The sequence below is a fragment of the Zoogloea sp. genome (assembly GCF_017302315.1).
Taxonomy (GTDB): domain Bacteria; phylum Pseudomonadota; class Gammaproteobacteria; order Burkholderiales; family Rhodocyclaceae; genus Zoogloea.
Genome location: NZ_JAFLDT010000035.1, coordinates 14,874 through 40,488, shown reverse-complemented (window position 1 = coordinate 40,488; position 25,615 = coordinate 14,874). Strand labels below are relative to the sequence as shown.

Here is a 25,615-nt window from a genome sequence, read left to right as displayed (position 1 = left end):
CTGCACAGATCAATCAGTTTTTTCCGGAAGGCTTCATCCGTTTGCAGGCTCACACAGAAAGCTTCCGTCAGGTCGGCGTCGAGGGGGAGCTCTCCCTTGCAGGCACACTCCTGCCAGCGCTCACGCCCGGCCGTCGCCTGCAGAACGTTCAGCAAACCCCCCGCGTCGAGCCAGCGCTCGCCACGCAGCATCCGGAACAGCACGACCCGCTCCCGCATCAGGCCCGCGCGGGATTTGAGATCGAAGGTGGTGCCCGGGGTAAAGCTGACGAAATTCACTCGGTTTTTTCGCAGGTTGTGCACCTCGGTAGGCAGCAGGGTCAGGCGGCTCGCCAGCGCAAATTCGCTCCCGCCGTCCACCTTGAGACGCGCTACGTTCTGCTGCGCAATGGCACTGTTCGAGCAGACATACACGATGTCGATGCGCTCGACGCTATCCTGGAGGTGTTCGATCGTTCGCGCGATGATGCCCTTGGCCACCATCGTCTTGCCGAGACCCACCTCGTCGGCAACGAGGAAGCGCCGCGTCGGTGCCGCATCGAGATACATGCGATGGAACACATGATCGACCGTGCGACGCTGGAAATCCTTCAATTGCGCAAGCACCTGCGCCGACGAAAAGCGGGTCATGCTGCTACCTCCATGGCTTGCAGGAATATTCTCCACACCTCCAGGAATTCGGGTGGAACGACGTCGTTTCCGGCTTCGCCGGCCTGCAGGCGCTCGACGATGCGTTTCACGTCGGCAAGGCGCGCGCGATCGTGGGCGAAGGCGCGGACCATCTCTTCCAGCAAGGTCGGCCCCATACCACCGCTGGCTGTCGAGCTCCTCCCCTTCTTCACCTCCTCCGGTGGCTCTCTTTCGCCGCCTTCCGCATCCCCGAGCAACAGAAGCAGGTAGCGCAGAAATCCGGCCTGGCTATGGACGATACGGCGGACGAGGGCTCCGTCGCGGTCCGAGGGTGGGTCTTCCAGCGGCAGGTTCAGGGCGAAGCGCGTCTCGACGCCATCCCTGCGGAGCACGAAGCCGGTCAGGCCGGTGACATCGGAGGTGGCCGTCACACCGAGATCGACATCGAGACCTTTTTCCAGGCCGCTGGCCGCTACGGCCTGAGCACCCTGAAGCGAAAGCGGCCACGCATGAACCTCCACGCCCCCGAACTCGACCCCTGCAGCCGTGCGTAGACTCAGGCGCCAGTCCTCGGCGTGCGGATCACAGTGCACTAACAACGCTGCGTCGACCAATGCACAACGGGCTGCATCGAGGGCTGCTTCAGCCTCGATCTGTGCGTGGTTCTCCGGCGGAACGGTCGTTGCCGGGTCGAAATCGGTGAGTACGCCACCAAATCCATTGCTGCCCAGCAGTTCCTCGACGCACCCCACCTTGCTGCTCTTTCCAACGAGTTCCGCCAGCACTTCGATGTTCATGCTGTTCAGCATCGCCGCACTCGTTGCGTTCGCCGAACCAACGAAGAGCCGGGTATCCCAGCTAGAGCGCAAGACCAAAGCCTTGGCATGCAGGCCGAGCGTGTCGTGCCGGGTGGAGTCTTCGCCGTCTTCGGACTCGGCGGCTTCCTCAAGCACCAGACAGCGGTCGAAAAGGGCGCGGGTTGCGGGCGCCAGGGCGGCAAGCTCCGGGGAGCGTGACACGAGCGCAACAGGGGTCTTGGAAGTCTTGCAGAGCGCCGCCAGCGCCGCGTCCGTGACAAAGGGAGAAACCACTGCCAGATGCTTCGACTCAGGCAGCGACCACGCGTGCCTTTTGCGCCCCAACACATGGAAACGGATCTTGTCCCAGCCCGCCGGCAGCTCCCAGTGGGTGCGACGGATCTCGTCACCAAGGCGGGCGGCTTCGTCTGCACGTGCTTTCGGGACCGGGCCCACCGCGAAGCTCGGGAGGTCACGGACGAGTTCGCCAATTTCGCGGTTGGTGGCGATGTAACTGCCTCCCGGCGCCCCCTCGAGCAGCAGGGAGAGATCCCACGAGCGGTCGGCAGTCAAGTTGCGGGACAGTATCGCGAGGCGAATGCAAACGGTGGGTTCCGCGTCAGGGGTGACGAAGCGCAGGGCCCAAATCTTGGGGTGAAAGGCGCCACCCCGCGGAGCACGGACTTCGACGATCATCGACTCGAGCAGGCAATACAGAGGATGGGCCTGCTCTGGTGCCTGGATGCGTCCGCGGTCTGCATAAACCGTCAGTTTTTCTCCGACCCGACGGAGTGCTTCGAAAAGCCGGATGCCATCGCCGAGAAGGCGCTTGTCCTCACCACTGGCCAACCAGGCTAGGTGGAGAGGCATCGTCAGCAAGGCGACCGGGTCGAGCGTATAGGTCGTGGCGATGGCGGCGTCGAGCAGCATGCCGCAGGGGGGCGTCAGCAGCGTCGTGACGAGGCTGCGATCATCGGGACTGAGCATGTCATTTCATTCCGTTAGCGACGAACAGATCGTCGAGCAGGGTGCGCACTGTGGGCCAGCGATATACGAGGCGTCCGATACCCGCATTGCCACTCCACTGGGCGAGCGCCCCGCGGTTCACAAAGCGCGAGCGGGCGCCCTTGAGGGCGCTTTCGCGGTGACGCACGAGGCTGCGCGCGGCTTCATCGTCGGCAATTCCGGCAGGGTCGGCCCGCACCCGCTCGACCCAGGTTTCGACGAAGTTCTTGGTGGCTAAGGTGATGGTGTGACCGAAGCCCTCCGTCTGGTGCCAGAAAGCGTCCAGCGACCAGTGGGCCAGCGCCGTCGTGTCGAGGCCCTGCGCCCACTCGGCCAGCGCTTGCCGGTGTGCTTCGCGGCGGGAGGTGTTTTCGGCCAACTCCGCGAGCATAAGGTTGTACAGCCGCGCGGCCCCCTCCACCATGTCGGCAAACAGGCGGGCGTGCTGCAGGAGTTCCCGCATCGGCCGCGGGAAGTCGCTGAATTGCGGGTGCAACCAGGGCTCCACGACATCGGCCGGCCGGGCGTGGAGGACCAGCCAGGCGAGGAGGCTGTCGGTGCAGCTCGCGGTAATCCGGTCGGTCAGGAAAATCGCCTCGTCCGGCGTGACCTTCAGGTCGAGCTGTCCGGGGAAACCCTCGGGTGGCGCGGGGAGCTTGGGATGCCAGGACTGCGAGGCGGGATCGGCGTGGCGGTCTTCTGGGTCACGCCGATCGTCGAGGCCCGGTCGCAGGTGCGCCCGGCGGCGATATAGCCCATCGACGGCCCGATGGTATTCCTGCTGGGAGCCTGCGAAGCGGCGGATTCCCCAACTCCCCAGCCCGGACCAATACACCGAGCTGGGAAGACGCTTCAGCCCGCTGCCGGACTGGGCTCCGAAGACGCCGGCCTCCCGTTCATCGAGCAGCGGTTTCACCAGAGCCAACTCGTCCTGACGGGCCTGGGCGGGGAAATAGGTGCTCTTGATCTGGCGCTTCTCCAGACGCTCATAAATCCAGGGTATGAGCAACATGTAGCGCAAGCGGGTCTGAATCGTCGAGGTGCCGGGAAAGAGCCGATCGGCAATGGCGTCGCGAATGCCGCCGATGCCGAGTTCGTCGCGGCTCTCCTTCTCCTTGAACAAGGCCAGAATGCGCAGGCTACGGTCGCTGGCCGAGTGATCGTGATCAAGCCAGGTCAATGAAGAAGGCATATTTTATTTCGTAAATTCCCTTGAAAAACCCCGTTATCATCGTCCGGCGCAAGCCAGACGATGATAAGCCAATTCCGCAGAGGGCCGTTAGGCCCAGGGCAATTGCACCTCCACGTCATGAAACCGAGCAGCTCAGCCCGAAACGTGTCGGAGGTGGCGGCCAGCATCCGTTTGGTTTTGATGCTGCCCTTGCGCGACGTGTTCAGGCGCAGCAGGTTGTCCTTTACGCACAGCACGTAGTCGGCGCCGCCGTCACGAATCGCCTTTGCAATGCCCGTCTGGGTGCCCATCGCGTCGATGGTGACGACACAGCCCTCGAGCGCCAGCGTCGCCAGCAGCTCGGGAATCGCCGCGATCTCGTTGGACTTTTCAGCTGTCGCGACCTGACCGAGCGCGAGGCCAATGTCGGCGGCGAAGGCACTGACCAGGTGCAAGGGACTTGCCGCCGCCTTGGTCGTGCTGCGCCGGCTGGTCTTCCCATCGATGGCGACCACCGCATCCTCGCCAAGGGCCGGGATCAACTGCCCGACCCAGCGCCGAAACGCAGCTTCGAACTCGTGCGGATTAATCGCTGCAAACACGCGTCCAAACGTGTCGTGGGAGGGAATGCCGTGCTCAAGCAATAAAAAGCCCCGCAGCCAGTCGATACGTTCCTTGGCCCACGCCTCGATGTCGGAGAACTCGTCCGCGCTGCACAGCACCGCACACACCGCTACCGTGAGCAATTCGGACAGATCGTGCCTGACTTGCCGGGGGCTGCGCGGATCGCTCATCGACCAACCAACGATCTGCAGCGAGAGCAGATCCAGTACCACCGGCAGGTACAGCCACACTTCGTGGACGCGGATGTAAGTGATGTCGTTGCCAAAGAGTACTTCGCCAAGCATTGAGCCCAACGATGACAGACAAGAGACTTCATCGGATCAACTCCCCTTCGATGCCTTGGCCTGCTCCGTGCGTTTGAAGGTGGAATGTTCTTGGATTGCCTCAATAAGGCTGACTCCACTGAGAAGACACAGACCAACCAATCCCCATGCTGCGCTCTCGCCGTAGCTCAACCAAAAGAGCCCCGCGAGAAGTGTCGCAACGGCTGCCACAATGATGCGAGGAAGGGGTTGGGGAAACCATGCCAGTACGGCGTAGGCAAAGGAGCTCATGAGAAGCATGTACGCAACGCCTCCCATGTGGCTCCCCGTTTGGTAGAAGTCAAACGCTTCTATCGAGAACTGACGCCAGGGCATGAACCACAGCCACATACACCCAATACCCAACAACGTCCCCACGACACGCTTATCCATATCATCGTACTCCGTCTCGTCAGATGCTCTTCACTTACTGGCACTGCCAGCTTGATTCACAAATGCACCCTTGAAGGACTCTGGAATGTAGCTGTCCACGACAGTCACCTTTCCGCCAACAGACTCTGCCGCCAAGCGCAGATCGTTCATCGCGCGGGGGATTAACTGGCTTGAATCCCCGACCAGGGAGCGGGCTGCCGCAGATCCGAGGGCCTGAGGAGTCATCCCGCCACTCGCTTTGACAAAGGTCGCATAAACATCGATCTGGTAGCCACTCTTGTACGGCAGAACGCAGGCGAAGAAGCTCGTTCTCTCGCCGTACTGCGCCATGCTCGTACTGTCCGAGGCCAGCGTCATGAGCGCATCCTTGCAGACAGGAACACGTACGTTCTGTGCTTGGGCTGCCAGTAGGGCTCCCATCTTTGTGCCGCCAAACGGATCTTTCAGCTCAAAGCGCCCAGGGGTTTCGGGTAGCACCGCAGGTGGGATGTCCCGGTTCACTCGCACCTGACTCGAGTGCTTCTGAACTGCTTCAAGTACGGCGTTCAACAACCTGGTGCGATCCACACTCGCAGGCTGCACATCGTAGATCACGAAGGTCGATTCAGTCTGGTAGGTAGGCTGCATGGAAGCACAGCCCGCTAGGGAGGCGGCGGCCGTGGCCAGTATCAGTTTCTTCAATCTTGAATCCTCTGGGGTAGTCACTACGGGCAGGCGTACCGGAGCCTGACGAGCCCTCACTCCTTCTTTGCCAAGCAGCCTGGAGGCCGAAATCAAACAACCGAAGGAAAGCCAACTCGATTGGCATTATGCTACTTTTAGAGTGTCGATTCAAAGAGCGCATGACGGTTTACTCGGTGGGTGACCACCGAACTCCTTCCCACGCCTGAACAAGCACTCGGCCTCGCCATCCGCAACCGCAGGAAGGTGCGTGGCTGGTCGCAGGAAGACTTGGGGTTCGAGTCAGGGCTGCACCGCACGTACATTGGGGTGCTTGAGCGGGGAGAAAAGAACATCTCCCTGCGAAACTTGATTCTTGTGGCCTCCACTCTCGGAGCCAAAGCATCAGAGTTACTGGATGAGGCTGGCCTATAGCGTTGTCATATTGGCTGGTCTTTACCCAGAACATTTCCACGCAGCGGCAGCATGGGTGAGTCCGGCAGTTCATGTGCGCGACCGAAGTCTGCAGTTGTCCCTATCCCGTGGATAGGTAGCGGCTTGACGCTACGCCGTTCGATTCACTCGCACTCGAGGCTGCCAAAGAAGCTCTCGACCTCTGCGTCGTCGTAGGCGTTGCCCCAGCTTCTCATTGATCGGAGCACGCCCATCGTTTGGCAGTGCTGGCCGAAGGCCGGAAGGCGTATCGACTGCTCTGGTCTGAGCGATGAATTACGCTCTCGGGCTTACGCGTGGCCAAGGCACATGTAGCATGTGCCCGACTTGCAGATGGCCCAGCGCCTTGCCGCCGAACTCCATGTCCCTGTCTCTTACCTGTACGAGCCAGATGACGACCTGGCGGAACTGATCCGCGTTCTCGGCGGATGCAGCCCGGATCGACTCCGCGAGTTGCTCACCCAGCTTCAGGAGGGGTGAGCTGACGGTTTAGGTCGAGTGCCCGTCGGCGCCGCAGCCTCACGACCGAGGTATTGCACCTCGATTCTGTGCCGGCACCGCGCATGAGCTCTTCGGGTTTCCCCCAGAATCCCGAGTGCCGCGCCGTGTACTGCACGCGTTCTCTCCTGGTGCCCGGAGTCAGTCAGTCCTCCTTGCACCCACAAGGCGTCAAGCAGTCGGATTGCCAGATCTGCCCGGATGAAGAGATCGGCATAGGCATTGGCCAGAGGGCTGCGGATGTCGGTGTCGAGATGTTCCAATGCGCCTGGCTCACCTTCCTGCAAGCCGTTCGCTTCGAGCTGCTTCCGAGCCCAGCCGATCATGTTCTCGACCTTGCGGGCCTGCTGCTGGACGTAGGCCTTTAGGTACCGGGGTTCTTCCAGAGCGTAACGTTGGCCCAGGACGTGGGGAGCAAAGACGCAGATGGCGTAGAGGCGCCAGCTGGTTTCGTCGAAGTGCTTTCTCCAGATCCCAATCAGCCGTGGATTGGAGAGGAGGACTGAACGGGAAATACGGGTGCCACGCAGTGGCGGAATTGATGGACGAGCGTCGTCCTCATGATGATTCATGAGCGTCTCCAAGCGATGTCGGGGGAGGGGAGTGACGGGACGTCCGCTGTCATGAACAGCATAGCGAATCGTCCCCAAACCCTAAGCGAAAGATGCGACCTGCTACTGAGCGTTTGCCTTGCAGCCGATCCGGGCTGAGTTCATTCCCTCAGGACATAAGGCCGCCCGCCCAGGTGCCGGTGGTAGGCACCGAACCCGCCTTGTGTCGGCGCGTTGCGGGCGACCAGATCTGCCTGGCCGGATAGGCGATCGACCATGGAAAGGATGTGGGCATCAAGGCTGAGCGGCTCGCGCAACCCGAGCCAGTCTGGCGCCCCTTTGGCGGCGGTGATGGCGTGCAGGAGCGCCAGATAGTGTGCTTCCGGCACGATCACCCGGTGCTGGGCGCGGGCGGCGGCGATCCACTCGAGCACGGTGTGCTTGTGGCCGAGGAGGGTGCCGCGTTCGGTCATCTCGAAGCGACGGTGGCGACCATTGAAACGGTACTCCTCGGCCTTGCCGGCGTCGTGCAGCAGGCTGCTGGCGAGAAGGACAGGAAGATGCGCTTCCGAATGATGGCTGGCGAGCGCCCGCGCCCGCTCGGCGACTTCGACCGCGTGCCGGAAATTGCCGTTGCGTCCATTGTGATGCCCCGCCAGAGAACTCGGTCCATCCAGATAGCGCTCGAAGCGGTGGTGGTCCCAGAAGATCGCATTGAAGAGGTGCTGGAGCGGTCGTCCCAGGCCTTCCCAGAGTTGGGCTGCACGTGCCACCAGAGGTCTGTCCTTGACCCAACTGTGGGGGATGGTGGCAAAGGGATTCAAGCTGGCTTCCGGTCGCTCCAGTTTGACGAGGCGGGAGATCCGGATGGCGCCCGTCGCCGACACTGGGCGACCGAGCCAGCGGATCGACACCAGCGCGCCGGCCGTCAGTCGATTGTCGGGCTGGCGGCAAAACCACTCCACCTTCAGGCCTGCCTGATCGTGAAACAGAACGGCCTGACACAGCATATGGCGCTCATCGAAGGGGAATCGCGCAATCGATTGAATGCGAAGTACCGGTGGGAGCCGATCCACAACCTGATCTGCTCCCGGCAGGCGGCTCGTACTGAAAGTGACTTTGACCTCAGACATCGCAGTTCTCCTTGAGCGCTTCAACGGGCAGGGCCTGGCTGGCGATTGATTGAGTGATCAGCCGCTCGAAGGCTGAGCCGTCACGACGGGTGAGATTGGGGACGTAGCGGGAGTAGACCCGGAACAGCATCTCGGTGGTGGTATGGCCGAGCTGCCGGGCAATCCACTCCGGTGCCTCGCCGGCGGCAAGCCACAGGGTCGCGGCCGTGTGGCGGCACTGGTAGGGGCGTCGCTTCTTGAGGCCCAGATGACGTAGCAGCGGATACCAGACCCGGTTGGTCACGTTTTTGTGATCCAGCGGGTTGTGCAGGCGGTTGCAGAAGACAAAGTCCGAGTGTTTCCCTGTCGCCGCGTGCTGGCGCTTCAGGGCGTCGAACACAAGCTGGCTCATCTGGATGTCCCGTTGAGAGCCGTCGGTCTTGGTGTACTCCTCGTCGCCGAGGACGACCGTCTCGCGGACCAGAATCAGTCGGCGTTCGAAATCGATGTATTTCCACTTGAGGCCATCCACCTCTCCGGTGCGCATGCCAGTGAAGAAGCGTACGGTGAAGTAGTCGCGGAAATCCTCGCGTACGGTGGTGAGGATCGATTTCACCTCCTCAAGGGAGAAGGGATCCACATCGGTCCGCTTGATGCGAAGCTGTTTGATGTTCTGGTAAGGCGTGGGAAAATTGAAGCGGTCGGCCGCTTCGTTGAGGATTTGCCTAAGCGGGTTCAGCATCTTGTTGATCCGTGCAGCAGACAGTTTGGTTTCCTTGCCCCGCGCGGTTACTTTGCCGAGTTCGGCGCGGTAGGCAAGTACGTCAGCCTTGGTGATCTGGCCGACCGCCATCTCCCCAAAACGGGAAATCAGGCTGTCGAGTTCCCGACGGATGGTGATCCGATGGGACTTGCGCCACTCCACTTCCTTCTCCAGGTACCAGGTTTCCGCGAAGTCCTTGAAGAGGGGCGTCGGGGAGGCCACGGGTGCGCTTGGTGCTGCCATGGTCACAGTAGCGGTCCCCGCCGGTGCGGCGTCGAAACGCGCGGCGTTCTTGCTGGCCGGGAAGTAGCGACGGTAGTCGAATGTGCCGGCAGCGATGTCAGCTTCGATGCGGTCGAGGACCTTCTGGACTTTCTTCCGGTTGGCAGCCGTGTCGGTGAGAGCGGTTTGCTCACGGCACCGGAAGCCTTGAAAGTAGAAGTCCATGATCAGGCAACCCGTCTCCTTGCGGATTTGAATACTAGCCATGGCACACATCTCCGTTTGCCATGGGGATGCCAAAGCTCGGGGCTGCGAGCTGCATGTCGCGCTCGATCGTTTCCCAGATGTACAGAATCTTCCGGCCGCCGAAAGGGCGAAAGTAGTGGATGCCTTCAAGCAGAACGCTGTCCTTCAGGCGTTCTCTGATCGTGCGAGAGTCGTACTTGATGCGCTCAGACAACTCGTCGGTTGTCAGGTAGGTTTTGTTGTTCATGGCGTCACCTCATGTTGTTTATTGAGTTCGTATGATGCGTAAAAGCATCACACAAAGCTCATTGTAGACATGCTGTGAAGCCTGTCAAGTTTTTTTGATACTCTTACGCATCACATGCAGCTATGGAGCCACAGTCATGCTCAGGTTCAGGCTCAAGGAGCTGATTGCAGAGAAAGAATTTCGGGAGAACAGGGTCGTTACGCTCGTCGAGATCGCTGCGGCAACCGGAGTGCACCGGATGACCCTCTCCAAGCTTGCCAACCACCGTGGGTACAACCCGACGGGGGACGTGTTGGACAAGCTCTGTACCTACTTCCGTTGTCGTATCGAGCAACTGGTCGAGCACATCCCTGACGATCAAGTCACGGGAAGCACAACTCAAAAGTAAGGGGAGAGGTGAGGCCAGGGCGCGCGGCCAGTCACAGGCTGGTCGCACTTTGGTCACAGAATGGTCACGGCGGGGAGTGGAAACAAAAATGGGCTGGATCTTTCGATCCAACCCATTGAATTTGTGGCGCGCCCGAAACGATTCGAACGTTCGACCCCTGCCTTCGGAGGGCAGTACTCTATCCAGCTGAGCTACGGGCGCGCGGAGTACAGGCAACTTTGCGTTGCGAGGCGCGCAGAATAGCGCGAATCTCGGACGGAGTCCATGCTTTGCCTGACAGAAAGCGGATACCCCCGCTATAATCAATGCTTTACTAAATCTTGCCCGTTCTCGAGGAATTCAGCATGTCGGATTTTCGTTGTTCCCCCGTCCGTTCCTATGCGCGGATTGCGCTTTCTCTTGGTGTTGCCGCGATGGCGACCCAGCTCGTGGGTTGTGGCAAGAAGGCCGCGGTCGATGAAGAACTGGCGGCCAAGCTGATCCAGCCGGTCGCGAGCGTTGCCCTGGTGGCAGCCCCGGCGGCGGCTCCGGGTAGCCGCAAGGGCGAGCAGATTTACGCTTCCGTGTGTGGCGCCTGCCACGACAGCGGTGCTGCCGGTGCGCCGAAGGCCGGCGACAAGGGCGCCTGGGGCCCCCGCCTCGGTGCAGGTCTTGATGGTCTGGCCAAGTCTGCCGCTGCCGGCAAGGGCGCGATGCCGCCCAAGGGTGGCGCGGCCGACCTGACCGATGATGAGCTGAAGCGTGCCGTGGCCTTCCTGGCCAACAAGGCGGGCGCGAGCTTCAAGGCGCCGGAGTGAGTTTTCTCCGTACCGGTTCGTAGCCTTTCGGGCTGCGGGCCGGGGCAGGACGCAAAAAATGGACGTAAAAAAGCGCAGACCGAAATCTGCGCTTTTTTGTTGGGTCCCCCGCGCATGCCGTCAGGCCTTCATCCTGAACCGGAGTTCAGGGGGGCCGCATTCCTTCCGCATCAGGCACACTCGACGAGGAGCGCGCACACCAGCGGTTTCAATGGGCAGCGACCCATGTCACGTAGACATTGGTTCAAGGAGTTTTAAGCCTTGACCAACACCGCAGGGGATTAATCAAACCTGTGTTGCCCAGCCGCCCGGGCCGGGCTAGAAGAGCGTTTCCTGCTCTGCCAGGGCACCGTCGAGACGACTGTTGATGCGTTCGATTCTACGCTTGAGCGTCGGGATGTCAAACCCGCCGGCACGCTGAAATTGCAGAAATTCGTGAGTAATGTTGAGGGCCGTCATCACGGCCAGGCGTTCGCCGGCTGAATTGGTCTTGTCGGCCAGGTCACGCATTTTTTCGTCGAGGTAGGTGACGGCTGCCAGCAGCCCATCCTTCTCTTCGGGCTTGCAGGCGACGCGGTATTCACGCCCCAGAAGCTTGATGTCGAGTTGTTCCATATCAGGCCTCCGGGATGCGGGCGAGCAGTGCTTCGAGGCGACTGCCCACCAGCCCGAGCTTGTCATTGAGTTCGCGATTGGCGGATTCCAGGGCGTCGACCCGCTCCTGCAATGCGCGTTTTTCGGCTAGCGCGCTTGCGTACTGGCTGTTCAGCCGGGCGTGATCAGCGGCATGACGGCTGAGCAATTGTTCGAGCTTTTGTTCGAGAGAGGCGAGATCGGCGTCCATGGGGGAATGGTAGAGAGCGGCGGTTGAGCGGTCAAGCAAGCTTGGCGGGGGCGGCGGCCAGGAGTGCATCGGCAGCAATGCCTGGGCCGAAGCAGGCGGCCAGGCGGGGCAGATCAAGGCTGGCTTCCAGACTGTCGGCGAGCCGGTCCAGGTCGGCCTGGCGGCGGGCCGACAGATCAATCCGCTCCGCATCACTGACACCGGCCCAGGCGAGGAGAGCAGCAAGGGCATCCGGGTGGTCGAAGAGGCCGTGGAGGTAGGTGCCGAGGATCTGGCCGTCTTCCGACAGCGCCCCGTCGGCACGCCCGTCGGCGAGCTGTACGGCGGGCCGCGCCAGGGCCGGGCCGCGGGTGACGCCCATGTGGATCTCGTAGCCATTCGCCGGGGCGCCACCGGGCAGGCACAGGCTGCCGGTCACGGTCTGCAACTGCTTCTCGGCCTCGAGTTCGGTCTCGGTGTCGAGCAGGCCCAGGCCGGCCACGCTGCCGGGTTTGCCTTCCAGCCCCAGCGGGTCGTGGAGCTGGCGGCCGAGCATCTGGTAGCCGCCGCAGATGGCGACCACCTTGCCGCCGTAGCGCAGGTGACGTTTGATGGATTCTTCCCAGCCCTGCTGGCGCAGCCAGGCCAGGTCGGCCTGCACGGCCTTGGAGCCGGGCAGCACGATCAGGTCGGCCGGGGGCATGCGCTGGCCGGGGCCGACCCAGCTGAAGTCCACCTGCGGATGCAGGCGCAGGGCGTCCAGGTCGGTGTGATTGGAGATGCGCGGATATACCGGCGCGACGACGCGCAGGCGGGCCTCGCCCTTTTCGGCACGGGCATCGGCGAGGGCATCCTCGGCATCCAGGAAGAGGCCGTGCAGGTAGGGCACCACCCCCAGTACCGGGCGGCCGGTGCGTGCTTCCAGCCAGTCGAGGCCCGATTGCAGCAAGCCGATGTCGCCCCGGAAGCGGTTGATCACGAAGCCTTTGACGCGGGCCTGCTCGGTGGGGGAGAGCAGGTCCAGGGTGCCGACCAGGTGGGCGAAGACGCCGCCCCGGTCGATGTCGGCCACCAGGATCACCGGGCAGTCCACTTCTTCGGCAAAACCCATGTTGGCGATGTCGCGGTCACGCAGGTTGATCTCGGCGGGGCTGCCGGCGCCTTCCACCAGCACCGCTTCGTAGGCGTCGGCGAGGCGGGCGTAGCTCTCCAGCACGGCGGCCATGGCCCGGGGTTTGTAGTTGTGATAGTCCCGCGCCGACAGGTTGGCCACGGCGCGGCCGTGGATGATGACCTGGGCGCCTATGTCGGTGGAGGGCTTGAGGAGCACCGGGTTCATGTCGGTGTGGGGCTCCAGGCCGGCGGCAATGGCCTGCAGGGCCTGGGCCCGGCCGATCTCGCCCCCGTCCACTGTCACCGCCGAGTTGAGGGCCATGTTCTGGGGCTTGAAGGGGGCGACCCGCACGCCACGCCGCCACAGCAGGCGGGCCAGGCCGGCGACCAGGGTGCTTTTGCCGGCATCGGAGGTGGTGCCCTGAACCATCAGGGTGCGGGCTTGACGCATGATTTACAATCCAGGGTGCAATAAGCCCTTGATTATCCCATGCTCGCCCTGCTCCTCGCCGCCCTGTTTCCCGTTGTCCTGCCCATGCTGCTGGGCCTTTTGCTCGACCGTCTCCTGGGGGAGGCGCGTCGCTTCCATCCCCTTGTCGGGTTCGGGCGCTACGCAGCGGCTGTCGAGCGTCTCCTGCGTCGCTTAGGCAATCACCGGGGTGTTGGTCTGTTGGCCTGGAGCGCAGCCGTGCTGCCCTGGGTGGCCCTCGCGGGCTCATTGCGGGAGGCGGATGCGTGGTTGGGATTGGCCCTCGACATCGGCTTGCTCTACTTTGCGTTGGGGGGGCGAAGCCTGGCCGAGCATGCGCGGGCGGTGGCGGCACCTCTTGTGCAGGGCGATCTGGCCGGTGCCCGCCAGCGCCTGTCCTGGATCGTCTCCCGCGATACGGCGGAGCTGGATGAGTCCGGCGTGGCCAAGGCGACTGTGGAGTCCGTGCTCGAGAATGGCAATGACGCGGTCTTCGGTGCCCTGTTCTGGTTTGCCCTGCTGGGCGGGCCGGGTGCCTTGATGTTCCGTCTGGCCAATACCCTGGATGCCATGTGGGGCTACCGCACCGAGCGCTACCTGCGCTTTGGCTGGGCTGCCGCGCGTATCGACGATGTGCTCAACTTTGTCCCGGCCCGGCTCACGGCCCTGAGCTATGCCCTGCTCGGCCACACCGCCAACGCACTGCGTTGCTGGCGCACCCAGGCGCCGGCCTGGGACAGCCCCAATGCAGGCCCGGTGATGGCGGCCGGCGCCGGCGCCCTGGATGTGTGCCTGGGTGGTCCGGCGATCTACCATGGTCAGCTCGAAAGCCGCCCGCCCCTGGGGGCCGGCGCTCCGGCCCGGGGCACCGACATTGACAAGGCCCTGGCCCTGGTCAACAACAGTGTGTGGCTGTGGGTGCTGGCCGTGGCGGGAGTGAGTGCCCTGATCCATGCTTGAACACGGCGGGCGTCTGCGCCAGGCTGCCCGGCGCTACCGCATTCCGCTGGCGGAGTGGGTGGATCTGTCCACCGGTATCAATCCGCATGCTTACCCTGCGCCGCTGCTGGCGCCGGAGGTATGGCAGCGCCTGCCCGAGACGGACGACGGACTGGAGGCGGCCGCCGCAGCGTATTACGGTAGCCCCCATCTGCTGCCGGTGGCGGGCTCCCAGGCCGCCATCCAGGCGCTGCCGGCCTGCTTTGCGCCGGGGCGGGTACTCACCCTGGCGCCGACTTACGCGGAACATCCCCATGCGTGGCGTGGCCATCAGATCCGGGCCGTCGCCGCCGAGGAGATCGCCGCCGCACTGGGTGAGGCCGACATCCTGCTCCTCGTCCAGCCCAACAATCCGGATGGTCAGCGTTTCCCCCGGGCCCGGCTGCTCGCCTGGCACGCCGAGCTGGCGGCCCGAGGTGGCTGTCTGATCGTCGACGAGGCCTTCATTGATGTGGAGCCGGCTGACAGCCTGGTGCCCCTCGCCGGCCTGCCCAGCCTGGTGGTGCTGCGCTCGGTGGGCAAGTTTTTCGGTCTGGCCGGCGCGCGCGTGGGCTTTGTCTTTGCCGAGACCGCCGTGCTGGATGCGCTGGCGGAACGGCTCGGGCCGTGGGCCGTGTCGGGCCCGGCCCGTCAGGTGACGGCGGCGGCGTTGGCGGACAAGGCCTGGCAGGCCGAAGCCCGGCGCAGCCTGGCCCGCGACAGTCGTCGGCTTGCCCGTCTCCTTGATGAGCATGGTCTGGCCGGTGGCGCGGGAACTGCGCTGTTCCAGTGGCGTCCGACTCCCCACGCGCAGGCCATCCACGAGGCCCTTGCTGCAAAGGGCATCCTGACCCGGCTGTTCGAGGCACCAAGCGGCTTGCGCTTCGGCCTGCCGGCGTCCGAATCCCAATGGGCCCGCCTCGCCGCAGCCCTCGCCGAAACCTGATTCCACCGGGAGATCCGCCCCATGCAGCACACCCTTCTGGCCTTTGGCCTCATGCTGGCAGCCGGCCTGATCGGCGCTGCCAGCGCTGCCGTTGATGTCACCGACGACCAGGGGCAGAACGTTCGCCTGGCCCAGCCCGCCCGTCGCATCGTCAGTCTGGCGCCCCACGTGACCGAGCTGTTGTACGCCGCCGGGGCCGGCGACAAGGTGGTGGGCGTCGTGCAGTACAGCGACTACCCGGAGGCGGCCAAGAAGGTGGCCCGTGTGGGCGGATACACCTCGGTGGATATGGAAAAGGTCGTGGCCCTCAAGCCTGACCTGGTGGTGGCCTGGAAGAGCGGCAACCGGGAAGCCCACCTGGACAAGCTGCGCGGGCTGGGCATCCCGGTGTTCATCAATGAGCCGCGCAAGATCGAGGACGTGGCCCGCAGCCTGTCGCAGCTGGGTAAGCTGGCTGGCACCGACGCGGTGGCGGAAGCTGCCGCCAAGGCTTTTCGCGAGCGCCACGCCGCCCTGCAGGCCAAGTACGCCAGTCGCCCCAAGGTGCGCACCTTTTACGAGATCTGGAACCGCCCGCTGATGACCATCAACGGCGAACACCTGATCTCCGACGTGATCCGCCTGTGTGGCGGCGAGAATGTCTTCGCCCGTCTGCCGGTGCTGGCCCCCACCATCGATACCGAGGCCGTGCTGGCCGCCGCGCCGGAGGTGATCGTCGCCAGCGGCATGGGCGAGGCCCGGCCCGAATGGCTGGACGACTGGCGCCAATGGACCAAGCTGCAGGCGGTCAGCCGCGGCAACCTGTTCTTCATCCCGCCGGACCAGATCCAGCGCCACACGCCGCGCATCCTCGACGGCGCCGAGCGCCTGTGCGGTCAGCTTGAAGAGGCCCGGTCACGGCGATGAAACCCCTGTTTGCCGTCGTGCTTGCCCTTTCGACCGTAACAGTCCGGGCCGCCGAGCCCGGGCCCCTACCCGGCGAGATCGTCACCCGCATCGGCCAGGTGGCGGCCATTCCGGCGGACGAGCGTGTGGTGCCGGGCCATGCCGGTGCCTGGCGCATGGCCGCAGCGCAGCGCCAGGTGCTCGACGCCATCCGCGCCCAGGAGGCCCGCGCCAAACCGGCGTGCCGGGACGTCACTGTCACCGATACGGTGCAGGCCGCGCCCGACCTCCTCGAAACCCGTTCCGGCAAGGCGCACCATGCCCTTGAGCGATGGACGGTGCGTGCCTGTGGGGCGCTTCGCCAATACGACGTGTGGTATCGCTTCGAGAAGGGCGCGTCCCGGGTTATCGTGGTCGATGAAGCCGGGGCCGAATTCCAGAGCGAACTCGATCCACCCTACCGTCGTCTGCGCGAATTGGCCGCCGCACGCCGCCAGGAGGAGGCCGCCGGTGGCGTGCGCTGGCTAAATCTGCCCTTGCCCCCTGACACCCTGCCTGCGGCGAATGAAAGCTCCCCCAGGGGCTGGGGTGCCGACTTTGTTCCCTTGGGCGAGACGCTCCGCGAGTGGACCCAGCTCGTCTCCGTGCAGGGCCTGCCGCGCAGCAAGTCGAGTGGTCAGGCCCTGATGCTCCTGGAGGGCATGCAGCGCAGCCGGGCGACGCGCTGCGGCGTGCCCGCCGGCGAGGTGAGTCTGCTGCCGCCGGGTGCCAACGCCCCCCATGGCGTGGTGGCCCAGACTTTCCTGGTGTGTCCCCGGGTACTTGACACCAACTATGCCGAGCTGGCCGTGGTGAAGGCCATCGAAGGGCCGGACTGGCTCTACGTGGTGCAGCGCGCCTGGCGCCTTCCGGCCGGGGATGCGGATGCCGTGCTGGCAGCGGCGCGGGAGCCCAGGCTCGCCGCCGAGGCCTTCCTGGACGCAGTGCAGCTATGCAACCCGGCCCGGGACCGCCAGGCCTGCCCGTCCCCCTTTCCCCGCTGAACACCGCCGCTCACTTCCCGGAAACGCCCATGTCCCGTCTGCCCCAGCGCATCGTCTGCCTGTCCACCGAAACCGTCGAGGTGCTCTACCTGCTGGGTGAGGAAGCCCGCATCGCCGGCATCTCCGGCTTCACCACCCATCCGCCCCGGGCACGCAAGGAGAAACCCAAGGTCAGCGGTTTCTCCAGCGCCAAAATCGAACGCATCCTGGCGGTGGAGCCCGATCTGGTGCTGGCCTTTTCCGATCTGCAGGGCGAGATCGCCCGTGACCTGGTGAAGGCCGGCGTGGCCGTGCATGTGTTCAATCATCGCAGCGTGGACGGCATCCTGGCGATGATCGAGACGGTGGGCCGCCTGGTGGGGGCCGAGGCCCGTGCCCTGGCGCTGGTGGCCGAACTGGAGCAGAGCATCGCGGCCGTGCGTGCTGCGGGCGACGCTCGCGCAGCGCGGCTGGGTCGGCGGCCCAGGGTCTACTTCGAGGAGTGGAACGACCCGCTGATCACCGGTATCCGCTGGGTGTCGGAGCTGATCGGCATTGCCGGTGGTGAGGACTGTTTCGGGGAGCTGTCGGTGCATCCCAACGCCAAGGAACGCATCCTCGCGGATGCATCGGTGGTCATTCCGCGGGCGCCGGACCTCATCATCGGTTCGTGGTGCGGCAAGCACTTCCAGCCCGGCCACGTGACCTCCCGGCCCGGCTGGGATGCCATCCCGGCGGTGCGCAACGCCCAGGTGCATGAAATCAAGTCGGCCATCCTGCTGGCCCCCGGCCCGGCGGCCATCCGTGAAGGCCTGCCCGCCATCGCGGCGTGCCTGGACAGGCTGACAGGCTGATCCGGGGTGGGCCTGGTGGCGGCCTCAGCGGCGGATTCCCACCACCTTCTGGTACAGCCCGCCGAAGAAGGTTTCCTTGTGCCACTCGAAATCCGCTGTTTCCGGCACCAGGGTTTCGATGGACTCATCCAGCAGCGAATTGGCAAACGGCTCCAGGTAGCGAAACACCAAGGCCATCACCGGCCCCATGGGATGCCACCAGAGCGGCTTGTGATAATCCACGAAGACGATCTTGCCGCCCGGCTCCACGGCGTCGAGAAGGTTGGCCACGATGCAGCGACGGGCGGTGGACGGAACCTCGTGGAGCAGGAAGAAACAACACACGCCGTCAAAGCGGCGCCCCACCGGCTCGGTGAGATCCGCCACCTGGGCGTGGGTGGTGAGCGGCCAGCGGGCCAGCTTGCGGCGGGTGTTGGCGATCTGGATGGGGGCGACATCGAGAACCAGCAGTTCTCCGCCCTCGCCCAGTTGGCGGGCCAGACGGGGTGAGAAGTCACCATATACGGCGGCGGCCTGCAGCACCTGCTGACCGGGCTTGAACTCACTTACCGCCCGACTCATCAGCCGACCGGCATTGCCCCACAGGATCGCCGATACCACCACCGGTCGGTCCAGCCAGGGGAGGGTGCGGTGATCGAGATAGGCCCAGGTGTAGGTATCCCGGAGGTAGTCCGGCAATTCGCGGGGGACCGCAGAGGTGGATTCACGCATGGCTTGGCCTGGCTGAAGTCGGATCTGCCGCAGTGCCGGTTGGAGGCCCGAAAGCCGCGTCCGGTCTGCTTCTCGACCAGATGATACGGCGATGAGCGCCCGGCGGGGAGGTCTTCCGCGCAAATTTGTTGCATCGCGGAAATATTTCCTCCCCAGCCTCAACCCGTCCGGAGCCGGGCCGTAATGATGGGCTGTCCCGGCAAACCTGAACGATGAGGCAAGACATGGCGAACTGGAAAGGCATTGATTTCGCGGGTGATCTGGCGCGTGTGGTGCGCCACATGCCGGAGGTTGAGACCTATCGGGAATCGCTCCAGACGCTCCAGGCCGTCTGGGACAACCTGACCGTGCTGGGCCAAATGTCGGGTACCGGCACGGAAATCACCGGCATGCGTGCCGCCTTCGCCCAGCTCACCGGCACCTTGCTCAACAGTCTGGCCACCGAGTCACGACGGAAGGTGGCCGAAGACCTGTCGGCCCGCGCCCAGGTGAGCATCGACATCCTGGTGCGAAACCTCTTCGAACGCACCGCCGACATCGGTTTCCTGGCCACCGACAGCGACCTGTGTGCGTATGCGGAGGCGGCCAGCAGGGGGGGCGCCCGGGACGAGGAGGAGCACCGGCGCATCGTCGACCGTTTCAGGGAATACGTCGCAAAGTACTCGGTCTATGCCGACATCCTGCTGCTTGACCGGTGTGGCAAGGTTCTGTGTCAGCTGGATGAGACCCATCCCGTAGCGCATTCGGCCGATCCCCTGCTGCACGATGCCCTGAGCAGTGAGGGTGCCTATGTGGAGTATTTCGGGCTGACCGATCTGCGGCCTGGCGGGCCGGCCCTGATCTACGCCTGGCGGGTTTGTCCTGCTGACCGAAGCGAAGCGGTGGGTGTGCTGTGTCTGGTTTTCCGCTTCCAGAACGAGTGCGAGCGCATCTTCCGCAACCTTTGTTCCGATGATGACTGGGCGGTCATCACCTTGCTGGATGCCGAGGGTGTCGTGATGGCCTCCAGTGATCCATGGCAAGTGCCGGTTGGTGCCCCTCTGGATGCCGATGCCGCCGCCCCGTCACGGCTGCTGCGTTTTGCCGGTCGGGAATACCTGGCGGCAACCCGTGCGACCCGGGGCTACCAGGGCTATTCCGGGCCTGGCTGGAAGGGGCACGTCATGATTCCCATCGAGTACGCCTTCGAGACACCGACGGCACGGGCGCTCGAGAACATCCCGCCGACGCTGCTCGGCCGGGTGATGGACAGCCCCGCCCTCTTCTCCGAAGCCCTGCAGCTCATTCCCCGCCAGGCCGAAGCCATCCAGCGCGAGCTCAACCGCGCCGTGTGGAACGGCAACGTGCGCCAGAGCTGCGGTCAGCGGCGGGCGGCCCAGGGAGTCAATGCATCCTTCTCAAAGACCCTGTTGTGGGAAATCAGCAACACGGGTGTCCGTACCAAGGACATCTTCGAGCGCTCCATCGCCAATCTGCATGAAACCGTCGTGTCCACCATCCTGCGCGACTGCGCCGCCCGGGCCGGACTGGCCATCGACATCATGGACCGCAATCTCTACGAGCGCGCCAACGACTGCCGCTGGTGGGCACTGAGCACGGCCATCCAGACTGTCCTGACCCAATCACCGGCCGAGGCTGCGGTCCGTCTTACGCCCATCCTGAGCACGATCAACGGGCTATACACGGTGTACTCCAACCTCATTCTGTTTGATGCAACGGGTCAGGTGGTGGCAGTGTCTGCCGAGGGGGATGCCTCACTGGTCGGCCGTGTGCTCGGAGACGAGTGGGTGGCCCGCACGTTAGCCCTGGACAGCCCCCAGGCCTACTGCGTTTCGGCCTTCATGCCCACGCCCCTGTATGGAGGGCGTCCAACCTACATCTACTGCGCCGCAGTGCGTGATCCTGTGCGCAGCCATCGGGTGGTCGGTGGCATCGCCATCGTCTTCGATTCGGCGCCCCAACTGGCCGCCATGCTGGCCGACTGCCTGCCCGAGACCACAGCCGGTGCTCCCCATGAGGGCATCGCCGTATTCGTCGGGCCGGATGGACTGGTCATCGCCAGCGCCGGCCCGGATGCCCCCGCCGCGGGCAGCCGGCTCGAGTTGCCCATCGAGTACTTCGATCTGGCCCCCGGCGCTTCCTGCAGTGGCATCGTGGCCCACTCTGGGCGCCTGCATGCGGTGGCGGCCTGCATGTCGGCCGGCTATCGGGAATACAAGGGGCCTGGCGATGCCTATCGCAACGACGTGGTCGCACTGGTTCTCGTACCGCTGACCGATGCCGGCGAAGACACCATCGAGCGCGAACCCACGCCTGTCCGCAGTGGCGTGGTTCGCCACCTTGAGGGCGTGCCGGGCGAGGTGAGGGTGGAGCTCGCCACCTTCCACATCGGTGGTAGCTGGTATGGCATGCACTCCAGCGATATCGTCGAGTCGATCGATGTCCAGCGCATCACCTCGCTGCCCGGGCTTCCGGCCCATGTGCGCGGCTGCGTGATGTACGAGGGGGATCCCATCATGGTGGTGGATCTGCGTGACTACGTACATGGCGAGCGCGCGGGAAAGCCCAGCCAGATCGTCATTGTCCGCGGTGCCACCAACGGACAGCGTCTCGGCCTGCTGGTGGATGAACTGGGCGAGATTCCCGAAGTCCCGGTGTCCCTGATCCAGCCGGTGGCCGGCCTGTTTCAGGGCAGCGCCAGCCTGGTGGATAGCATCGTCAAGACCGACGGGGGCCAGGGTGGCGAGCTCTTGCTGCTGCTATCGGCCGGCAAGCTGTCGGCGCGGCTCGGCGACGCAAGCAGCGTCACGGCAGAATAAGGCGGCCGTTCCGGGCTGGCCGGCGACCGGCCGGCCCTGCCATCATGGCAACTTCCCCCGATCGGCTTGCTCGCCATGCATTTTCCCACCCCCCTTCTCGAGGCGCGTCTGTTGCGCCGCTATCAGCGCTTTCTGGCGGACGTGGAGACCGCCGACGGGCGGGTGATCACGGCCCACTGCCCCAACACCGGGTCCATGCAGGGCTGCAAGGCGCCGGGCAGCCGGGTATGGCTGTCGCCGGCCAGCAACCCGGCCCGCAAGCTGGCCTGGACCTGGGAGCTTGTGGAAACCGCGCCGGGGGTGATCGTCGGCGTGCACACCGGGCGTAGCAACGCCCTGGTCCGCGAGGCCATCGAACTGGGCCGGGTGCCCGAGTTGGCGGGCTACGCGGCGATCCGGCCGGAGGTGAAGTACGGCGAAGGCAGCCGCATCGATCTGCTCCTGAGCGGTACCGGGCGGCCTGACTGCTATGTGGAGGTGAAGAACGTCACCGCTGCCGTGGAGGGGCGTATCGGCTACTTTCCCGACGCGGTGACCACCCGTGGTGCCCGCCACCTGCGCGAGATGTCCGCCATGGTGGCGGCGGGGCACAGGGCCGTGCTGGTGTTCTGTGTGCAGCGGGAGGATGTCGATGCCGTGCGTCCGGCCGATCACATCGATCCGGACTATGGTCAGGCCCTGCGGGCGGCCTTGGCTGCGGGGGTGGAGGTCCTGGCGCTGGGCGCGCGCGTGGATCTTCGGGGTATCGAAATGGTGCGCCGGCTTGGCGTGGAGCTCCCTCGCACGCCGGGTTGAGGAGGTCGAGACCCGACACCCGCCGGGCCAACCTCTCGACGTCAGCGAGCGCTCAGAAGTGGTACTCGGCGCGGATCATGGTGGTCTTGGCGAAGGCACCGTCGCCGGCCGGGCCGTTGTGGTTGTTGCCGAACTTGTTGCGCCAGTACTGGTATTCAAGGCCGACCTTGAAGGTCTTGGCGGCGGCACCGATGTGCGGGCTCACGTCGTACATGACCTGCATGTCGATGTTGGTTTCGGCGGCAGTGTTGGCACCAAACTCGTTCTTGCCCTTGGCGGCGATGAAGTTGGCGAAGCCTTCGAAGGACAGGGGCACCGGGCCCAGATTGAAGGGGATGCCCCAGGCCAGGTTGAGCATGGGGTGCACGTCGTAGCTGTAGCGGTCGGTCTGGGTGTGGCTGAACTTGCTGTAGGGGGCGTTGCTCTCCCACAGGTAGAGCAGGCTCACGTTGAGGAAGCCGGGTACGTCCATCATCATCGTGGGGCCGGCCACGATCATGCGCTTCTTGGAGTTGTAGCCGGCATCGTTCTTGGTGTTCACGTCGAAACCACCGGTGAGGCCGAAGCCGCGGATCGGCCCGAACTTGAAGTCGCTACCGGTGACCTTGCCCAGGTCCAGGGTGTGGCGATAGACGATGTAGATCTCTTGAGCGCCGGACTTGGAGCCCGGGGCAGACGGATCCTTGCTGTCGGACATCAGAAGGTCGGCGTTGAAGAAGTTGGTGCCGTACTTGTAGCCGCTCACATGCGCCAGATTGACGATGCTCTTGGAGATGTCGGTCTTGCCGAAGGGCTCGGCAAAGTTGGCTCCCCAGCGATAGCCGACATAGGTGTCGCTCCAGTTGGCGGCACTGGCGGTGCCGGCGCAGGCGGCCAGCAGGGTTGCGGCGAGGCACTTCTTCTTCGAGAACTTCATGGTGAGCTCCTGATTCATGTTGGCAAGGATCGGTCGGTTGACCCGCCCAGCAAGGGACGGGCAAGTCCTGGGATTGAATCTAGCAGGGGAGCAGGGCTGCCTTGGCGATATCCTTCATCACCCGATGGATATACTTCACATCACTATATCCATTTGAAAATAAACACTCTTTACATATCCGTATATGGTTTTCGCATGCACGCGACGGGTGCATGAAATAGCCTCTTGCACCACGCCGGGGCGTCGTTTGAGCCCCATTCCGCGGGCTGAACCGGCCCTTTTTCCGAGAGGTTTCCGGCCTGTCAAAAAACTGTCATTGAAATCATGATCTTACGAGATGGCACGGAGGTTGCAGAGTGAGCCGGGCATGTAGTCCCCGCTTCTTCCTGCCTTTCACTTCCTGGAGTTGTCCGCCATGTCGCACCCTTTCAGCGCGTCCCGTCGCCTGTTGCTTGCTGCCGCCCTTGTTGCCCCCCTGATTGCCGCCCCGGCCCTCGCGGACGAGCCGGTCAAGCTGAAGTTCACCCTCGACTGGCGCTTCGAAGGCCCCTCGGCACCCTTCCTGCTGGCCAAGAGCAAAGGCTACTTCGCGGCCGAAGGCCTGGACGTGACCATCGACGCCGGCAACGGCTCGGCGGGGGCGGTGACCCGCGTTGCCACCGGCGCCTACGAGATGGGTTTTGCCGACTTCAATGCGCTGGTCGAATATGACGCCAAGACTCCGGGCTCCAAGATCCAGGCCGTGTACATGGTCTATAACGCCACTCCGGCGGCGGTCTTTACCCTGAAGAAGAGTGGCGTCAGCAAACCCGCCGACCTGGCCGGCAAGACCCTCGCTGCGCCGATCTTCGATGCCGGCCGCAAGGCCTGGCCGGCCTTTGCCAAGTCCAACGGTCTGGCGGTGGATGCGGTCAAGTGGCAGTCGGTGGACCCGGCCATCCGCGAAACCCTGCTGGCCCGCGGCGATGTGGATGGCATCACCGGCTTCTACTTCACCAGCCTGCTCAACCTGGAGGCCCGCGGGGTCAAGCCGGCCGACATCGTGGCCCTGCGCTACCCCGACTTTGGCGTCGAACTCTATGGCAACGCCATCATCGCCAGCCCCAAGCTGATCGCCGAAAAGCCGAAAGCCATCGAAGGTTTCCTGCGCGCCTTCAACAAGGCCCTCAAGGAGACCATCGCCAAGCCCGACGCCGCCATTCCAGCCGTCAAGGAGCGTGATCCGCTGATCGATCTGGCCCTCGAAACCCGCCGCCTCAAGCTGGCCCTCGATACCAGTGTGGTCACGGCCGAAGTCAGGCAGAACGGCCTGGGGGCTGTCACTGCAGACCGCCTCAAGCGCTCCATCGCCGAGACCGCCGAGGCCTACGCCCTGCCCAAGGTGCCCACCGCCGCCGAGCTGTTCAACCCGGCCTTCCTGCCCGCCCGGGCCGACCGCAGCCTGTAGCCCGGCTCGCGCCATCGGGCTGTGGGCTCCGTGTTGGGGTGACTGTAGGGGCGACTTCAGTCGCCCATCCGCGCGTCGATCACAGGCAAACCGTTATTCGAAGTCCGCGGGCGACTGAGAAGTCGCCCCTACACAAGGCCCCGCAGCGTCCCACAGCCTGGCTCCGTTCCATCCCATCCAGAAAGTCCCCCATGTCTTTCGTCAAATTCGAGAACGTCGATCTCGCCTACGCGCCGGGTGGTGCCCTGGCCATCCAGGATGTCAGCCTGGAGGTGAAGGAGGGTGAGTTTGTCGCCGTGGTCGGCCCCTCCGGCTGCGGCAAATCCACCCTCATGAAGCTCATCTCCGGTCTGCGCATGCCCTCCGGCGGCTATGTGTACGTGGACGGCCGCCAAGTGGGCGGGCCCCTGAAGATCGTCGGGATGGCCTTCCAGAACTCCAACCTGTTGCCCTGGCGCACCACCCTGGACAACGTGATGCTGCCCCTGGAGATCGTTGAGCCCTACCGCTCCACCCTCAAGAAGGAGCGTGTCCGCTACGAGGCCGAGGCCCGCCAGTTGCTGGCCAGGGTGGGGCTGGCCGGTTTTGAGGATAAATTCCCCTGGGAGCTCTCCGGAGGCATGCAGCAGCGTGCCTCCATCTGCCGCGCACTGATCCACCAGCCCCGCCTGCTGATGCTCGACGAGCCCTTCGGTGCCCTCGACGCCTTCACCCGGGAAGAGCTGTGGTGCATGTTGCGCGACCTGTGGCAGCAGCAGCCCTTCACCGTCATTCTCGTCACCCACGACCTGCGCGAGGCCGTCTTCCTGGCCGACACCGTGTACGTGATGAGCAAGCGCCCCGGGCGCATTCTGGTGCGCCGCGAGATCGAGCTGCCACGCCCCCGTGACCTGGACGTCACCTACACCGATGCCTTTGCCGGCCATGTGCACGAACTGCGCGAGCACATCGGCCGCGTGCGCGCGTCCTGAAAGGAGTC

General features: G+C 64.2%; 27 protein-coding genes, 1 tRNA gene, 1 other RNA gene and 2 pseudogenes. 13 read left to right on the top strand and 18 right to left on the bottom strand.

Going from position 1 to position 25,615, the window contains the following annotated elements; genetic code table 11:
• The 6 genes and pseudogenes from J0L98_RS12000 to J0L98_RS11975 form a co-directional block, all read right to left on the bottom strand.
• Nucleotides 1–629, bottom strand: a 629-nt coding sequence (locus J0L98_RS12000) for a DEAD/DEAH box helicase family protein (protein WP_296412021.1), incomplete at its 3' end; no start/stop codon positions are given.
• Nucleotides 626–2,413 carry a phospholipase D family protein gene (locus J0L98_RS11995; RefSeq protein ID WP_296412020.1) on the bottom strand — a complete coding sequence of 596 codons (1,788 nt, stop codon included), beginning with the start codon at nucleotides 2,411–2,413 and terminating at the stop codon, nucleotides 626–628. The genes J0L98_RS11995 and J0L98_RS12000, both read right to left, overlap by 4 nt.
• A 1-nt stretch (nucleotide 2,414) precedes the next feature.
• Complete coding sequence (locus J0L98_RS11990; RefSeq protein WP_296412019.1) at nucleotides 2,415–3,623, bottom strand: DUF6361 family protein; 1,209 nt, start codon at nucleotides 3,621–3,623, stop codon at nucleotides 2,415–2,417.
• 113 nt (nucleotides 3,624–3,736) lie between these two features.
• A pseudogene (locus J0L98_RS11985) lies at nucleotides 3,737–4,396 on the bottom strand (ISAs1 family transposase); the annotation flags it as partial.
• 150 nt (nucleotides 4,397–4,546) lie between these two features.
• Nucleotides 4,547–4,921: a hypothetical protein gene (locus J0L98_RS11980; RefSeq protein WP_296412018.1), complete on the bottom strand. Its 375-nt coding sequence runs from the start codon at nucleotides 4,919–4,921 to the stop codon at nucleotides 4,547–4,549.
• Nucleotides 4,922–4,951: 30 nt separating this feature from the next.
• Complete coding sequence (locus J0L98_RS11975; RefSeq protein ID WP_296412017.1) at nucleotides 4,952–5,602, bottom strand: hypothetical protein; 651 nt, start codon at nucleotides 5,600–5,602, stop codon at nucleotides 4,952–4,954.
• 180 nt (nucleotides 5,603–5,782) lie between these two features.
• Here J0L98_RS11975 and J0L98_RS11970 point away from each other — a divergent pair, with 180 nt between their 5' ends.
• Entirely contained in the window at nucleotides 5,783–6,016 is a 234-nt protein-coding gene (locus J0L98_RS11970; RefSeq protein ID WP_296412016.1) for a helix-turn-helix transcriptional regulator, read from the top strand.
• Between the two features lie 146 nt (nucleotides 6,017–6,162).
• Here the strand turns inward: J0L98_RS11970 and J0L98_RS11965 are convergent.
• Nucleotides 6,163–6,341, bottom strand: a pseudogene (locus J0L98_RS11965) (IS3 family transposase); the annotation flags it as partial.
• An 11-nt stretch (nucleotides 6,342–6,352) separates the two neighbouring features.
• Between J0L98_RS11965 and J0L98_RS11960 the strand changes: the two are divergent.
• Nucleotides 6,353–6,514 (top strand): hypothetical protein, encoded by a 162-nt coding sequence (locus J0L98_RS11960; RefSeq protein WP_296412015.1) that lies wholly within the window; start codon nucleotides 6,353–6,355, stop codon nucleotides 6,512–6,514.
• On the opposite strand, the gene J0L98_RS11955 is transcribed toward J0L98_RS11960, so the two are convergent.
• The 4 genes from J0L98_RS11955 to J0L98_RS11940 all read right to left on the bottom strand — a co-directional run bounded on the left by J0L98_RS11955 (nucleotide 6,502) and on the right by J0L98_RS11940 (nucleotide 9,673).
• On the bottom strand, nucleotides 6,502–7,104 hold the full coding sequence (locus tag J0L98_RS11955) for a hypothetical protein (protein WP_296412014.1): 603 nt from the start codon (nucleotides 7,102–7,104) through the stop codon (nucleotides 6,502–6,504). The two genes, J0L98_RS11960 and J0L98_RS11955, sit on opposite strands and share 13 nt — an antisense overlap.
• A 140-nt stretch (nucleotides 7,105–7,244) precedes the next feature.
• Nucleotides 7,245–8,093, bottom strand: coding sequence for a metal-dependent phosphohydrolase (locus J0L98_RS11950; protein WP_296412013.1), 849 nt, complete (start codon nucleotides 8,091–8,093; stop codon nucleotides 7,245–7,247).
• A gap of 115 nt (nucleotides 8,094–8,208) precedes the next feature.
• Nucleotides 8,209–9,447: a site-specific integrase gene (locus J0L98_RS11945; RefSeq protein ID WP_296412012.1), complete on the bottom strand. Its 1,239-nt coding sequence runs from the start codon at nucleotides 9,445–9,447 to the stop codon at nucleotides 8,209–8,211.
• Nucleotides 9,440–9,673: a hypothetical protein gene (locus J0L98_RS11940; protein WP_296412011.1), complete on the bottom strand. Its 234-nt coding sequence runs from the start codon at nucleotides 9,671–9,673 to the stop codon at nucleotides 9,440–9,442. Before J0L98_RS11940 ends, J0L98_RS11945 begins: the two co-directional genes overlap by 8 nt.
• Before the next feature lie 136 nt (nucleotides 9,674–9,809).
• Between J0L98_RS11940 and J0L98_RS11935 the strand changes: the two genes are divergently transcribed.
• Complete coding sequence (locus J0L98_RS11935; protein ID WP_296412010.1) at nucleotides 9,810–10,061, top strand: helix-turn-helix transcriptional regulator; 252 nt, start codon at nucleotides 9,810–9,812, stop codon at nucleotides 10,059–10,061.
• A gap of 124 nt (nucleotides 10,062–10,185) precedes the next feature.
• Here the strand turns inward: J0L98_RS11935 and J0L98_RS11930 are convergent.
• Nucleotides 10,186–10,262, bottom strand: a tRNA-Arg gene (locus J0L98_RS11930).
• Nucleotides 10,263–10,474: 212 nt separating this feature from the next.
• Here J0L98_RS11930 and J0L98_RS11925 point away from each other — a divergent pair.
• Nucleotides 10,475–10,858: a c-type cytochrome gene (locus J0L98_RS11925; RefSeq protein ID WP_296407406.1), complete on the top strand. Its 384-nt coding sequence runs from the start codon at nucleotides 10,475–10,477 to the stop codon at nucleotides 10,856–10,858.
• A gap of 101 nt (nucleotides 10,859–10,959) precedes the next feature.
• Here the strand turns inward: J0L98_RS11925 and ssrS are convergent.
• The 4 genes from ssrS to J0L98_RS11905 all read right to left on the bottom strand — a co-directional run bounded on the left by ssrS (nucleotide 10,960) and on the right by J0L98_RS11905 (nucleotide 13,245).
• Nucleotides 10,960–11,141: non-coding RNA, 6S RNA (gene ssrS, locus J0L98_RS11920), on the bottom strand.
• A 35-nt stretch (nucleotides 11,142–11,176) separates the two neighbouring features.
• On the bottom strand, nucleotides 11,177–11,473 hold the full coding sequence (locus tag J0L98_RS11915) for a cell division protein ZapA (protein WP_296407402.1): 297 nt from the start codon (nucleotides 11,471–11,473) through the stop codon (nucleotides 11,177–11,179).
• Nucleotide 11,474: 1 nt separating this feature from the next.
• On the bottom strand, nucleotides 11,475–11,702 hold the full coding sequence (locus tag J0L98_RS11910) for a hypothetical protein (RefSeq protein WP_296412009.1): 228 nt from the start codon (nucleotides 11,700–11,702) through the stop codon (nucleotides 11,475–11,477).
• 31 nt (nucleotides 11,703–11,733) lie between these two features.
• On the bottom strand, nucleotides 11,734–13,245 hold the full coding sequence (locus J0L98_RS11905) for a cobyric acid synthase (protein WP_296412008.1): 1,512 nt from the start codon (nucleotides 13,243–13,245) through the stop codon (nucleotides 11,734–11,736).
• A gap of 39 nt (nucleotides 13,246–13,284) precedes the next feature.
• On the opposite strand from J0L98_RS11905, the gene cbiB reads away from it, so the two are divergent.
• From cbiB to J0L98_RS11880, 5 genes are read left to right on the top strand one after another with little or no spacing between them, the layout of a single operon-like run.
• Nucleotides 13,285–14,223: an adenosylcobinamide-phosphate synthase CbiB gene (cbiB, locus tag J0L98_RS11900; protein WP_296412007.1), complete on the top strand. Its 939-nt coding sequence runs from the start codon at nucleotides 13,285–13,287 to the stop codon at nucleotides 14,221–14,223.
• Entirely contained in the window at nucleotides 14,216–15,187 is a 972-nt protein-coding gene (gene cobD / locus J0L98_RS11895; RefSeq protein ID WP_296412006.1) for a threonine-phosphate decarboxylase CobD, read from the top strand. Before cbiB ends, cobD begins: the two co-directional genes overlap by 8 nt.
• Nucleotides 15,188–15,208: 21 nt before the next feature.
• The gene (locus tag J0L98_RS11890) at nucleotides 15,209–16,093 is read left to right on the top strand and encodes a cobalamin-binding protein (RefSeq protein WP_296412005.1); all 885 of its coding nucleotides are present in this window, start codon (nucleotides 15,209–15,211) and stop codon (nucleotides 16,091–16,093) included.
• Nucleotides 16,090–17,115, top strand: coding sequence for a hypothetical protein (locus J0L98_RS11885; protein WP_296412004.1), 1,026 nt, complete (start codon nucleotides 16,090–16,092; stop codon nucleotides 17,113–17,115). The genes J0L98_RS11890 and J0L98_RS11885 overlap by 4 nt, the downstream gene beginning before the upstream one ends.
• 29 nt (nucleotides 17,116–17,144) lie before the next feature.
• Complete coding sequence (locus J0L98_RS11880; RefSeq protein WP_296412003.1) at nucleotides 17,145–17,948, top strand: cobalamin-binding protein; 804 nt, start codon at nucleotides 17,145–17,147, stop codon at nucleotides 17,946–17,948.
• Between the two features lie 24 nt (nucleotides 17,949–17,972).
• Here J0L98_RS11880 and rquA read toward each other — a convergent pair whose 3' ends face one another.
• On the bottom strand, nucleotides 17,973–18,659 hold the full coding sequence (gene rquA, locus J0L98_RS11875) for a rhodoquinone biosynthesis methyltransferase RquA (RefSeq protein WP_296412002.1): 687 nt from the start codon (nucleotides 18,657–18,659) through the stop codon (nucleotides 17,973–17,975).
• A gap of 224 nt (nucleotides 18,660–18,883) precedes the next feature.
• Here rquA and J0L98_RS11870 point away from each other — a divergent pair, with 224 nt between their 5' ends.
• Both J0L98_RS11870 and sfsA read left to right on the top strand, forming a co-directional pair.
• Nucleotides 18,884–21,478 carry a chemotaxis protein CheW gene (locus tag J0L98_RS11870; RefSeq protein WP_296412001.1) on the top strand — a complete coding sequence of 865 codons (2,595 nt, stop codon included), beginning with the start codon at nucleotides 18,884–18,886 and terminating at the stop codon, nucleotides 21,476–21,478.
• 75 nt (nucleotides 21,479–21,553) lie between these two features.
• The gene (gene sfsA, locus J0L98_RS11865) at nucleotides 21,554–22,273 is read left to right on the top strand and encodes a DNA/RNA nuclease SfsA (protein ID WP_296412000.1); all 720 of its coding nucleotides are present in this window, start codon (nucleotides 21,554–21,556) and stop codon (nucleotides 22,271–22,273) included.
• Between the two features lie 52 nt (nucleotides 22,274–22,325).
• Here the strand turns inward: sfsA and J0L98_RS11860 are convergent, their stop codons facing one another.
• Complete coding sequence (locus J0L98_RS11860; protein WP_296411999.1) at nucleotides 22,326–23,189, bottom strand: hypothetical protein; 864 nt, start codon at nucleotides 23,187–23,189, stop codon at nucleotides 22,326–22,328.
• A gap of 415 nt (nucleotides 23,190–23,604) precedes the next feature.
• On the opposite strand from J0L98_RS11860, the gene J0L98_RS11855 reads away from it, so the two are divergent.
• Nucleotides 23,605–24,636 (top strand): ABC transporter substrate-binding protein, encoded by a 1,032-nt coding sequence (locus tag J0L98_RS11855; RefSeq protein ID WP_296411998.1) that lies wholly within the window; start codon nucleotides 23,605–23,607, stop codon nucleotides 24,634–24,636.
• Between the two features lie 191 nt (nucleotides 24,637–24,827).
• Entirely contained in the window at nucleotides 24,828–25,607 is a 780-nt protein-coding gene (locus tag J0L98_RS11850) for an ABC transporter ATP-binding protein (RefSeq protein WP_296411997.1), read from the top strand.
• The last annotated feature ends 8 nt before the right edge of the window (nucleotides 25,608–25,615 follow it).